The organism is Rhizobium sp. BK008 (genome assembly GCF_014197345.1).
GTDB lineage: Bacteria > Pseudomonadota > Alphaproteobacteria > Rhizobiales > Rhizobiaceae > Rhizobium > Rhizobium anhuiense.
The window spans coordinates 798100-809966 of the sequence record NZ_JACIFK010000001.1 but is presented as its reverse complement, the minus strand read 5'-3'; the positions used below and the strand labels follow the sequence as shown (position 1 = coordinate 809966).

The following is an 11867-nucleotide window of genomic DNA, read 5'->3' as shown; positions in this document are numbered from 1 at the left end:
GAGTGGCATTCACCAACGCCCTCATCATTGAGGCGCGCAGCCCGCAGGGCGGAGCCTCCTGCGCAGCACCTCTGAGTGAGGCTGTCTCGGTCTCCGCCCGCAACGATCAAAACGACCGGTGAACCGCCTTGTCATTGGCAAGACGCGTCACGCAGCCTTCGAGCTTGGCGAGCAGCAGATCGAAGTCGAGCGGCTTCGTCAGATAGTCCGCCGCTCCGCCGCGTAAGCCGGCAAGCGTGTTTTCCCGGTCGGTCAGCGCCGTCAGCAGGATGAAGGGGATGTTGGAGAGCTCGGGGTGGTTGATCTGAATTTCCGCCAGTAGCTGGTGCCCATCCATGACAGGCATCGAAATGTCGCTGATGACGATGTCGGGCCATTTCGACAGGATCATTTCCAGCCCCTCGGCGCCGTTCGAAGCCTCGAGCGTCTTGTAGCCGGCTTCGCTCAACTCTTCGACGAGGAGGTTCCGGATCTCGACTTCGTCTTCTATGCACAGGACTGTAACCATGAGCTCTTCCTTAAGCTGCGACTTGTTGATCCGACAATAGGAACGCTATTGGCAGAAGAATGGTGAATGTTGTGCCCTTGCCGAGCTCGCTGCTTACCTCGACGGTGCCGCCATGCAGTTCGACGACCTGCTTGACGACGTTGAGGCCGATGCCGGTTCCGGCAATGCCCGTGGCGCTGCGGGCGCGGTAATAGGGCTGGAACAGCTTCGGCAGATCCTCCGCATCCATGCCGATGCCGCTGTCGGAGATGGCGATCTCCACCGTCTTCTCGTCAGCCCGGGCGCGGACATGAATGTCGGGCGCGTTGGGCGAATATTTGACGGCGTTCGAAATCAGGTTGGTGAAGACCTGTTCCATGGCGCTGCGGTCGAATGTCAATACATCGGGTATCGGCTGGAGATCGAGATGAAACACATGCGAGCGGCTGAGATGGCGCTGCCTGTCGCAGCAGGTGACGAGCAGGGCTTTCAGATCGCCTTCGCTGCGCTTCAGCGTGATCTGTCCGGTTTCGAGCCGGCCGCTGGCGAGAATGCTCTCCATCAGATCGACCATGCGCACCACCGCGCTGCGGATCACGCCTGCTTTTTCGTGAACGTAATCGCCACTGACGTTGGTCGTCGAGCGGCAGAGCCGCTGGGCAGCGGCGTCGATGATTGCGAGCGGTGTGCGAAACTCGTGCGAGGCCATGGCGACGAACTGGCGCTGGAGCGCATTCACCTGGCGTTCGTGCACCAGCAGGCGATCCAGTTCCTCTCTCTGCCTTTCGATCTCGGCCGTTCGATCGGCCACCATCTCTTCCAGATGGTTGCGGTGATGGGTGAGTTGCGCCTGGCTGTCCAGCAGGGTCAGCGAGGTGCGATGCAGACCTCGTCCCAGCCAGAACACGACGGTGATCAGCAGCGCCAGACAACCGAGCCCCGCCGGCGCGATCTGCTGAAGCAGCATGTATCCGGGCCGGATGGGAGGCCACACGAAATAGCCGATCGTGCCGCCGTCATGCGATGACACAGGCACTTGCGCCCGCTCGTCCTCACCTTTCGAAGACGCGAAATGCAATCCTTCGAGCAGCGCATGATGGGCGATGCTTTCGGCAGTTTTTCCATCGATGAACTTGACCGAGATGGCGATGAACTCCTGGCCCGCCTCGATCTGCATCCTGGTCGAACTCGGCAGAATGGGACGCGCGCTTGCTATCGCCGGCCTTTTGCCGATCATGATCGTCCGAACCGTGGCCAGTTGACCAATCGGTTCGGCGCCGGGCTCTGCAGCCCGCTCGACGAGAGCGGCACGCATCTCTCCGGCAAGAGCGGTCATTTCTTTGCCGTCGTCGTCATCGAGCCGCGGCGGCATCGCATCCGCGCCGTCACGGAACGCAAACATCAGGCGATTGGCATCGTCGAAGATATAGGTTCTGTCGTGCGCGAAATACTGGCTCGTCCACCGCCCGACATTGTCGAGCAGCCATTCATGGTTCCGCTGCTTGGCATAGAGGAAGGCATCGTCCCATTTGGTGACGCTTTCCTGCTCACGGGGAAGTGCTGCGATCTGCTCTTCCAGTCCCTGTCGGACGAAATCGGCCTGTCGGCGCAAATAGAGATCATCGACCTTGATTGCGGCGAGCCACGCAAAACCGCACAGCAACACGGCCGCAGCACAGGTGAGCGTTACCAGGACAAACGTAATGTGGGATGTGAGTCTGACCTTCAATACCTGCAACCTTTTGATGGCGACTGCCACCGAGAAATTGACACGCAAAGGTTGACGGACCGTGAATTATGCGCTCCCGTGCAGGTCCACAACTTGTCTCCTATAGGCATTTCACAATCTCCGAAGGAGAAGCGTATGGATGCTCCCGCATCGCCGGAAACGTCGGATATCAGGATCGAACCGATCGCTGCCGCCCACATCGATAGTTTTCATCACGCACTCGACCTGGTCGCGCGGGAGAAAAGATACCTGTCTATGCTGGAAGCGACTCCTCTGCCGCAGACGCGGGAGTTCGTGATCGGCATGATTGCAAAAGGCAATCCTCAATTCGTTGCCACCGCTCAAACCCAAGTCATCGGTTGGTGCGACATCAGCCGTCATTTTTTCCCGTCGCATGCCCATCGTGGAAACCTGGGAATGGGTATCCTTCCTGCCTATCGGGGCAAGGGTCTGGGACGAAGGCTTATCGAGACGACATTGAGCGCCGCACAGAAAAGCGGTTTTGCCAGGGTTGAACTCGATGTTTACGAGGACAATGCCCGTGCGATCGCTCTCTACGAAAAGGTCGGATTTGCCCGCGAAGGCATCGTCCGACGGGCGGCACGCATCGACGGCCGGTTCATCGATGCGATCAGCATGGCGCTTTTGTTCGACGAGCGCGGCTTCTCATAGATCCTGGTATCGCGTCGATTTTTGAACGGGGCGAGTCCGGCTGATCATCATTTCGGCCTGAACTTGGAACAAATGCCCTTGCACGCAATGAGCCCAGCCATCCCCTATCGGGCGAAAGCCTCGAACGGATTGTCGTGAGTCAGGCGCATCAGCGTCCCGTCGTCTATGCCGCGCCGTTTCAACTCGGGCAGCAAGACCGTGGAAAGATGGGTGTACGGCTTGGGTGTCCCGCCCATCGGCAGTGCCGGATCGAACCAGCCCCGGTCATGGCTCAACAACAGGCGGTCGCCGCAGCCGGCCTCCAGCGCCTTGATGACCAGATCCGCCACCTCGTTATCTTCGGCCCGGCCGACATGGTCATACTCGATCCAGGCGCCTCGCTCGGCCACGGCGACGTTATAGGCGAAGTCCTTTTCTTCCTGCGTATGGATCGAGATGAATCTGTCGGCCCTGTAGCCCTCCGCCTCGATGACATCGAGTTGATCCATGACGACCCGTCCCCTGATCGTATGACTGCCGATGACGGCGTCTGTCTGCGCCGCGGCGCGCGCGGCCGCCCGCAGGATTTTTGTCTCGAGCGCCGTCATGCCGTCATCGCCGGCACTGAGCTTGATCCAGCCTGCCTGGAACCCGGTCTCGTCGATCTGCTCTGTCAGCTCGCGAAGCATCCATACCTCCAGTTCCTTCTCGGAAGCATGGCGGACCCATTCGGGAATCCAGGGTTCACGGTAATTGCCGGTGGGAACGACAATCGGAAAATCCGTCGCGAGCGACACGGCAAGATCGATATCCGCACGGCGTCCGACGCCGCCCGTCGAGCATTCGACCAGTGCCGTCACCCCGAGTTTCTTGATCCGTTCGATTTCGGGGGCCATCAGCCGAACGACGTCTTCAATGTCTGCTTCGGCATAACCGGGCTGGTCCGGCGTCCTGAGGTCGACGAAGACGTGCTCGTGCGGGAGGATCATCCCAAGTTCGGATTTGCTCTTAGGCCCAAGTGTCGTGCGCAGATATTTCAAAGTCTCTCCCCGCGGTCATGCCGCTTGCGTCGAGCCCTCGACCGCCCCCGAAGCTTCGACACTGCCGCGAAAGTAGATCGTCCCATGACGAAATCAATCGCTCACTCGACCGAAATTCTTCCGGGCTTCACGCCGGCCGGCGCACCGCGCGGATCTTGCCACTGCCGCCTCCGCCACAGAAGAAGCGGTCGGCACCGTCGGATTCGAGGCCGGAGACGCCGGTGCCTTCGGGCATGTCGAGCCGTTCCAGCACCTCTCCCGTTTCCGGGTCGATGCGCCTGACGTCGCTGTCGTCGCCCTCCCAGGTGCCGTGCCAGAGCTGGCCGTCGACCCAGGTGACGCCTGTCACGACGCGGTTGGATTCGATGGTGCGGAGGATCTTGCCGGTCTCGGGATCGATCTGGTGGATCCTGCGGCCGCGATGCTGGCCGACCCAGAGCGTGCCCTCGGCCCAGGCAAGGCCGGAATCGCCGCCATTGCCAGGCGCCGGGATGGTGGCGAGGATACGGCCAGTCTTCGGCTCGATCTTGTGAATGACATCCTCGGCGATCTGATAGAGGAACTCGCCGTCGAAGGCCGTCCCGGCATGGGATGCAACCTCGATCGAGCGCACCACCTCGCCGCTTTCGGGATCGAGCGCGTTCAGGCGGTCGCCCGAGGCAAACCAGACGTGCTCGCCGTCGAAGGTGACGCCATTGACGCGCTCAGCGCCGGGAAAAGGTCCATATTCACGCAGGATATTCGCAGCCGATTTCTTCATCTCTTCCATCCCTATGGTTCGGGCATCACAATCAGTCAGCCCACACTAATCGCTGGGCAGCGGTCCGGGGAGTAACAAGATCGTCGGGAAACCCGGCAGCGGCGGGCTCATCCAGCGCCGCGCCCGCCCGCGCCCCAGCGATTGCACCTTGCCTTCGCCCGCAAGGGAATCCAGCGCCCGCTGCACGGTGCGGGGGCTGGCGGCGAGCGCGATCGCCAAGGCCGAGCTCGACCACGCCTCGCCATCGGAGAGGAATGCGAGCACTGCCCCATGCTGACCTTCGACGAGCGGCGCCAGCACCGCGATATCCCGGGCGCCACGCGGCGAAAGCGCAAAGCCGCGCTTCGTCGCTGACACCTCCGCCAGTCCTCGCAGTTCGGCCCGCAGCCGGCCAATCTCGACCCGCAGCCTGGCGCGATGCGATTCATCGGCGTGTTTGCCGCGGAAGGCGCGCGCGATGAGCGCTCCCCGTGTCACATCGCCCGGCCAGGCTTCGGCCAGCGTACGGGCAAGCGCAAACAGCACCGGCCGCGTCGCCAGCGAGACGGCGGCGCCCGCATTCCACACCACATGGCGGCAGGCATCGACGACGAGCGTGCCCGAACCGAGCAGCGCTTCCACCTCGCCGAGCAGCAGCAAGCGCTCCTGGCCGCGCGACATCAGCCGCGCCGCTGGCGTGTCGAGCACGAGGGCCGCAGTTTCGACCTCCGCCGTCAAAGCCTGAATATCGGCCGCGCGCGCCGCAACCCTTGCCCGGGCGAGCGCCGCACGCGCCGCCTGCGTCTGCAGGCGCCGGACGGCGATGCCGGCGGCCACCAGCTCGTGGGCAGTCCGCAGAGCCGGCGGCAGCGGCGTCGGATCGAGTGCTGCAAGCGCGCGTTCGGCCTCGTCGAGACGCCCGATCAACACCAGCCTGCGAATGGCGACATTGCCCGCATGCGCGGCATTGACCCTGTCGCCATGCGCTTCCAGCACTTTGCGCGCCGCTTCCAGCGCCTTCGGCGGCCAGAGAAGATCACGCGAGACGAGCGCGATCTCGGCCTCGGCAACCACGCAACGCGCCCGCGCCACCGCCTCGCGCGGGCCGAAGGCGCGCGCAGCACTCTTCAGCAGCGCCTTGGCGCGGACGAGATCGCCGAGCTGCGCCATCGCGATGCCGCGCAACGCCAGCGCCGGCGCGTCGTCACGCAGCGCCACCCGCTTCAGTGCGCCGAGCGCATCGCCCGATGCCAGCGCCTGCGCCGCGGCTGTGATCAGCGAGTCCATTCAAATCCCGTCACACTTGTCACTCCCGCCTCCTTCCGCCCGGCCGTAATCTGCTCTGGACCCGGCAACCAATCCGCGCCGGATGCTACGACGACAGACAGGCAAAGGAGAAGACCCATGACGACAGAGCTGAACGCAACACGGCAGCAATGGCTGGCGGCAAGGCTCGACCTGCTCGAAGAGGAAAAGGCGCTGACCCGGCAAAGCGACGCGCTGGCGCTCAAGCGCCAGCAATTGCCGCGTGTGAGAATCGATAAGGAATACCGCTTCGATACGGACGACGGCAACGTCTCACTGAAGGACCTCTTCGGCGGCCGCTCGCAGCTTCTCGTCTATCACTTCATGTTCGGGCCCGATTATAGCGCGGGATGCCCCTCCTGCTCCTCGATCGCCGACGGTTTCAACGGCTTCTTCGTCCACCTCGAAAACCACGACCTCGCCTTCTGGGCGGTTTCGCGTGCGCGACTGCCCAAACTTCAGGCCTTCAAGCAACGCATGGACTGGAGTTTTCCCTGGGCCTCCTCCTTCGGCAGCGATTTCAACGGCGATTTCAGCGTCTGGTTCTCTGCCGAGCAGCAGCACCAGGGCGGCATAGAATACAACTACCGCCGCGAGTTCCCCGCTCCCGAACCGCTCGCCGGCAAGACCGTGCAAGAATGGCAGTCGCCCGGCAGCGAGGGCCCGGTCGCGCAGATTGCCGCCATGACCGGCACCGATGTCGCGACCTACACCCGCGACCGGCCGGGTGTCAGCGCCTTCGAACTCATCGATGGCACGGTCTACCACAGCTATTCCAGCTATGCCCGCGGGCTGGATGGGCTCTGGGGCATGTACCAATGGCTCGACCGCGCGCCCAAGGGCCGCAACGAAACCGGCATCTGGTGGCGCCATCACGACCGCTACGGCAAGGAGTGACTGCGATGCTGCTTTCCACCCCCACCCCGGAGAGAGGCGACGGCAACGCCGAATGGCTCTCGCTGGCCGCCGCCGCAGTCGGATCAACTGATAAGCCGAGCAGCAGTGTGGCTAGCGCCGGCGGCCGGCTCGCCGCCCACGCCGCCGACTGGCTGGCATTCGCCGCCGCCCCAACATTCGCGATCATGGCGCTGCTGACGGCAGCAACCGGCAGCACCGACATGATGTGTATGACAACGCCTGATGCCTTCCCGATCGGGGGAATGGTGCCGATGTACCTGCTGATGGGCGGTTTCCATCTAGCGCCCTGGCTGCGGCTCTTCGCCGGCCGGCAGGGCCGGAAGTGAGGATTCTGCCGCACCCCATCTCTCTTCTCGCCGCTGGGAAAAGAGAGATGGGGTAGCGCCCTCGTCAAACTTCTGCTGACGGAGCGCGGCGGAGCGAAAGGCTTCCTCGCTCCGCGCGGCTCCCATTCCGCCGTCTCCAGCTTTACACCCTTACCGACGCGCCCAAGTTCATGCCCTCACCTCGATAAAGTCGATCGGCCCGCCGGCAACCTCGTCGTCGAAGACCGCGCAGGAAAGCTTGCCGCCGAAGACACAGCCGCTGTCGATGTTGGTGCGGTTTCCTGTCGTCACCGGGTTGGACAGTGACGGCGTATGGCCGTGGACCAGGTGCTTGCCCCAATAGTCGCTGGATTCACCGGGAGGGAACCGCAACCACAGAAGATCGTCCTCGCTCTGCCGTTCCAGCGGAAACGCCGGATCGACGCCGGCATGGACGAAGATGCGATGCCGGTCGACATGCATGAGCGGACGATCAGCCGCCCATTGCAGATGCTGGGGCGGAACTCTGCCGCCATAGGATATTTCGGTCTCGAGCCCGCCATTGCCGAGCCATACGGCTCGGCTGCCGCTGTCGGCATAGGCAGCGACCATCATGTCCTCATGATTGCCTTTCAGGCATATCCATCGCCATGGGTCGGCCGTGCCGGCAATGATGCGGTCGAGGACGTTTTTGCTGTCAAACCCGCGATCGATATAGTCGCCAAGGAAGACGACTGTCCCTTCAGGCGCATAGGTTTCGACCCGATCGATCATCCTGTTCAGCGGATCGATGCAGCCATGGATATCGCCTATGGCGAATGTGTAGCGCATGTCGCATTCTTAACGCCTGTCGAGAGCCAGGTGAAGTCCGCACCACCGATGCCGACAGAAAATCCGACTCCCTCTCAGCCGCTTACCGCAATTCCTTCTGCTTCCGCTTGAAGAAAGCGGCCGGCGAGATCGGTCATGCAGCACGCGTCCAGCCCGGCTGGCGCGAAAGCGTCATCAGAGCGGCGGACGATTGCGGCTTACCGAAGAAGTAGCCCTGGCCCTCCTCACAGCCCATCTGCGCCAGCATCTGCCATTCCGTCTCGGTCTCTATCCCCTCTGCCACGACCTTGAGCCCCAGCCCGTGGGCAAGCGAGCCGACCGTCGCGACGATCGCCAGGATCTTGGGATCGTCCGCGATCTTCCTGACGAAGGACTGGTCGATCTTGAGCTTGTCGAGGGGAAAGCCGGCCATATAGCTCAGCGACGAATAGCCGGTTCCGAAATCGTCGAGCGCGACGGCAATGCCGAGCGCTCTGAGCTCCGAGATGACCGACATGATCTGCTCGCTGCCGTCGACAAAGGCGGATTCGGTAATTTCGAGATGCAGGCGCGAGGCCGCCAGGCCGCTTGTCGCCAATGCAGCCTTGACCTCTGCAACCAGCTCCGGCCGGGAAAACTGGATCGGCGATACGTTGACGGCGAGATTGAGTCGATCCGGCCATTCGGTCGCCGCCCGGCATGCTTCGGCAAGCGCCCAGCAGCCGAGATCGCAGATGAAACCGCTGGCTTCGGCGACCGGAATGAAATCTGCCGGCGAAACCAGCCCGAACTCCGGATGCTTCCACCGCAAAAGGGCCTCAGCACCGACCAGTTTGCCCGTCTTGAGGTCCACCTGCGGCTGATACAACAGGAAGAATTCGCGACGATCGAGAGCAGCGCGCATCTGCCGCTCGAGCAATCGCGATTGATGCTGCCGCAGGGCGGTCACCGGATCATGAGCGCGCCATCCGCTGCCAGCCACCCGCTTGGCGTCGTCGAGCGCAATCTCGGCATTCTGAATCCAAATGTCGGCGTCACCGTTGCGCGCCTCGCTGGTGCAGATCCCGAGCCGGGCGGCGACATGGATCATCGAACCGCCAAGCGCGAACGGCTCTCTGAAAAGATCAAGGATGAGCTGCGCGCACCGCTCCTGACCGCACTCCTCGGACGCCGGGATGACGGCCGTGAAGACATCGCCCCCCAACCGCCCGACGAGGCTGATTGCACCCTCCGCCTCCATCCGCACGGCGACGGCCCTCAAAAGCTCATCCCCGACATCCCGTCCCATCGCCGTATTCAGGACGGAGAAACGGTGTAGCCCCAGCGCGATCACATGGCATTCACCCTCGAGCCGATCGAGGCGACGGCGGAATTCGCGCCTGTTCATCAGACCGGTCAACTCGTCGAATTCGGACAGGCGCTGAAGTTTGTCTTCGTACCGCCGGCGGGCCGTCATGTCCCTGACGATCAGGCTGCCGATGAAGGATTTCGCGGCGACGATGCCGGATTCGCCAGGCCGTTCGACAGGCGAAATGGTGATCGCTGCCTCGAGATGCTTTGTCCCTCTCTCGGTTTGAAGCGAAAAACGCGCGTTGCAGGCGTGGATCGTGCCCGGCTGCGCCATATAATCCGAAGCAAGCTTGATGATGCGATGAACGAGAGGGGGCGGGATCATCGCATCAAGCGTTCTGCGCCTGTCCGCCTGTGGCTCCAAAGCCAGCATCGCCGCAGCCGAGGCGCTTTCGTTCAGAATGCGGAACTGATCGTCGAAGGCGATGACGGCGTCGGCGCTGTCAGCCACGATCCTCTCGAGCAGCCGGCGCGTGTTGCGCTGCTCGGCCTTGGCAAGCTCGACCAGAAACCGGCCGAAATCGACCTTCTCGTTCAACAACAGCACGAGACCGGCAAGAAGAATGATCCACGGCCGCACCGTGTGAAGGATGAGAGCGTGATCCTTCTGGAGAAAGAAGGCCGTCACTTCACCGGCGGCGGCAATGGCAAGAGCAAACGCGACGGCATGGGCTGCGGACCGGCTGCGCATGCCAAGGGCGAGCGCAATAATGGCTGCGGCAAAGAGAAGCTCCAGCGGCATCTGGTCGATGTCCTCGAGCAGCCGCTTCTGCAGGATCGTTTCGGAAGCGAGAATATGCAGCATTGCGCCGGGCAGTGCGCCATAGACCGGGACGGGGAAGATATCCTTCAGCTCGGTCGCATAGGCGCCGACAACCACCGAACGCCCTTCCAGATCGGGCCTGCCGACCTTCCCGGCAAGAACATCCGACAGCGAGAATGTCGGGACGCTCGCCGGGGCGATCGAATAGTCGATCGGATAGGAGCCTGCCGCCCTGTCGAATTTCGCCAGCACTGCGGCAACGCTTTGCGTCGGCTGATTGTCGAGAGTATCGCCAAGTGCGAACCGCCTGACCGTGCCGTCGCCGTCGAGGCCGACATTGGCGAGGGAAAGCCAGGCATTGTCGGCGAGATCCGGAATCGGCCGCGTCACCACCGTCTGCGATCCGGCCTCGGCGCCGAGATATTGCTTGAAGACCGGCAGGATCACGCCGCCTCCGGCTTCAGTCAGAGCCTTGGCCAGCCGGTCATCCTCGGCAGAGTTCGACGGCGTGCTGAAATCGACGTCGATAAAGATGTCGCCTGCGCCTACCGCAATCAGCTTGTCAATGAGCTCGGCATAGAGGCTGCGGGGCCACGGCCAGGTGCCGACCGCATCGATGCTGCGCTTATCGATCGCGACATAAACAATATTTCCGGACGCCGCCCGTGGTGCCGCGCTGAAGCGCCAGCTCACCAGGGCATTGTCGAGATAATTCACAAAGGGCAGGACTTGCCCCGAGAGCGGCAGGCCGATCATCATCAGGATGAATAACAGCCTGACTGGGCGCAAGCGCGACAGCCGAAAGCCACGACCGCCCTTCATCAACGATGGAAACCTCTCACACCGGCCGACGGGGAAACTTCAGTCGTCATCGTTTCCCTTGCCTTTGTTCTTGTCCTTTTTGTCGCTTTTGTCTTTCTTATCTTTCTTGTCCTTATCCTTGCCGCTCCCGATTCCATTGTTGTCGCCGTTGTCGCTGTCATTCCCGACAGCGTTTCCTTGGCCGTCATCGTTGCCGGCTGCATTCTCATTGCCATTGCTGGAGCCATTATCGGCGCCGTAGCGATTGCCATTGCGGCCTTCATTGCCGAAGGAGTGGGAAGCGCTATCTCGGTCGCCAGAGCCGGCGCTATTGGAAACGGATGAAGATGCGCCAGATGCCTTCGAACTCTCTGTCTCCGCCTGCCCGTTGAGGGTCGTCGCGCCGACGGCAGGCACTCGCGCCACCGACGGGGAGACCGCGGTCACCACAGGCGTCGAAACGTCGCCGGAAACCGTCATCCCTTTCACACCGTCGACGGATGCGCCCTGCCCCGGCCCGACATTCGCCCTTTGACCGCTCGCAAACGATGTCACCTGCACCAGGCCGCGGTTGACCGTAACCTCAGCCGCGGATTTCGAGACGGAAACGCGGAAATTCGTCCCCTTCACAACGGCCGCCAGGAAAGGCGTCTGGACTGTTGTATGCGGCTTGCTGCGTTTCTCGATCTCCAGATCGAGCACACCCGCCTGCTCGACGACCTCCGTCTTCCTCTCGCCAAAGCCCGATGTGAAGATGCCGGCGACGGTGTTGGGTTGAAACGAAATGCTTTCGACGCCGCGCACCAGCTGAACGCGTCCCCTCGGCCCGGTCGCGATCCAGGCGGTGTTGGGGATGATGTCTCCCGCTCGAACCGCTACCCAGTTCCGCTTGTCGACGGTGAAATTCACCTGCTGGCTGGCCTTGGCCACTTGCCAGTCACCCTCAGCGGCATTCGCGGACACTATCGA

The 11867-nt window shown here is 62.5% G+C and carries 11 protein-coding genes; 3 read left to right on the top strand and 8 right to left on the bottom strand.

The features are described 5' to 3' along the window. Window positions 1-106: 106 nt before the first annotated feature. On the bottom strand, window positions 107-508 hold the full coding sequence (locus FHT69_RS03830) for a PleD family two-component system response regulator (protein WP_003560657.1): 402 nt from the start codon (window positions 506-508) through the stop codon (window positions 107-109). 10 nt (window positions 509-518) lie between these two features. After that, window positions 519-2264 (bottom strand): sensor histidine kinase, encoded by a 1746-nt coding sequence (locus FHT69_RS03825; RefSeq protein WP_063475194.1) that lies wholly within the window; start codon window positions 2262-2264, stop codon window positions 519-521. Window positions 2265-2351: 87 nt separating this feature from the next. Between FHT69_RS03825 and FHT69_RS03820 the strand changes: the two genes are divergently transcribed. Further along, on the top strand, window positions 2352-2888 hold the full coding sequence (locus FHT69_RS03820; protein ID WP_063475195.1) for a GNAT family N-acetyltransferase: 537 nt from the start codon (window positions 2352-2354) through the stop codon (window positions 2886-2888). Window positions 2889-2992: 104 nt separating this feature from the next. Here the strand turns inward: FHT69_RS03820 and FHT69_RS03815 are convergent, their stop codons facing one another. The 3 genes from FHT69_RS03815 to FHT69_RS03805 form a co-directional block, all read right to left on the bottom strand. Then, a complete protein-coding gene (locus tag FHT69_RS03815; protein WP_063475196.1) occupies window positions 2993-3907 on the bottom strand; it encodes a phosphotriesterase in 915 nt (304 codons plus the stop codon). A gap of 127 nt (window positions 3908-4034) precedes the next feature. Continuing rightward, window positions 4035-4667, bottom strand: coding sequence for a PQQ-binding-like beta-propeller repeat protein (locus tag FHT69_RS03810; RefSeq protein ID WP_028758212.1), 633 nt, complete (start codon window positions 4665-4667; stop codon window positions 4035-4037). A gap of 45 nt (window positions 4668-4712) precedes the next feature. Then, the gene (locus FHT69_RS03805; RefSeq protein WP_097622366.1) at window positions 4713-5933 is read right to left on the bottom strand and encodes a helix-turn-helix domain-containing protein; all 1221 of its coding nucleotides are present in this window, start codon (window positions 5931-5933) and stop codon (window positions 4713-4715) included. 117 nt (window positions 5934-6050) lie between these two features. Between FHT69_RS03805 and FHT69_RS03800 the strand changes: the two genes are divergently transcribed. Together FHT69_RS03800 and FHT69_RS03795 are read left to right on the top strand one after the other, a co-directional pair. Then, window positions 6051-6848 (top strand): DUF899 domain-containing protein, encoded by a 798-nt coding sequence (locus tag FHT69_RS03800; RefSeq protein ID WP_063473333.1) that lies wholly within the window; start codon window positions 6051-6053, stop codon window positions 6846-6848. Between the two features lie 5 nt (window positions 6849-6853). Next, window positions 6854-7195, top strand: a complete 342-nt coding sequence (locus tag FHT69_RS03795; protein ID WP_063473334.1) for a hypothetical protein — start codon at window positions 6854-6856, stop codon at window positions 7193-7195. Window positions 7196-7363: 168 nt separating this feature from the next. Here the strand turns inward: FHT69_RS03795 and FHT69_RS03790 are convergent, their stop codons facing one another. The 3 genes from FHT69_RS03790 to FHT69_RS03780 form a co-directional block, all read right to left on the bottom strand. Further along, complete coding sequence (locus FHT69_RS03790; RefSeq protein WP_063473335.1) at window positions 7364-8005, bottom strand: metallophosphoesterase family protein; 642 nt, start codon at window positions 8003-8005, stop codon at window positions 7364-7366. Between the two features lie 133 nt (window positions 8006-8138). Further along, complete coding sequence (locus tag FHT69_RS03785) at window positions 8139-10886, bottom strand: EAL domain-containing protein (RefSeq protein ID WP_245294512.1); 2748 nt, start codon at window positions 10884-10886, stop codon at window positions 8139-8141. Window positions 10887-10958: 72 nt separating this feature from the next. Then, entirely contained in the window at window positions 10959-11828 is an 870-nt protein-coding gene (locus FHT69_RS03780) for a FecR domain-containing protein (RefSeq protein ID WP_245294513.1), read from the bottom strand. Window positions 11829-11867 lie beyond the last annotated feature (39 nt).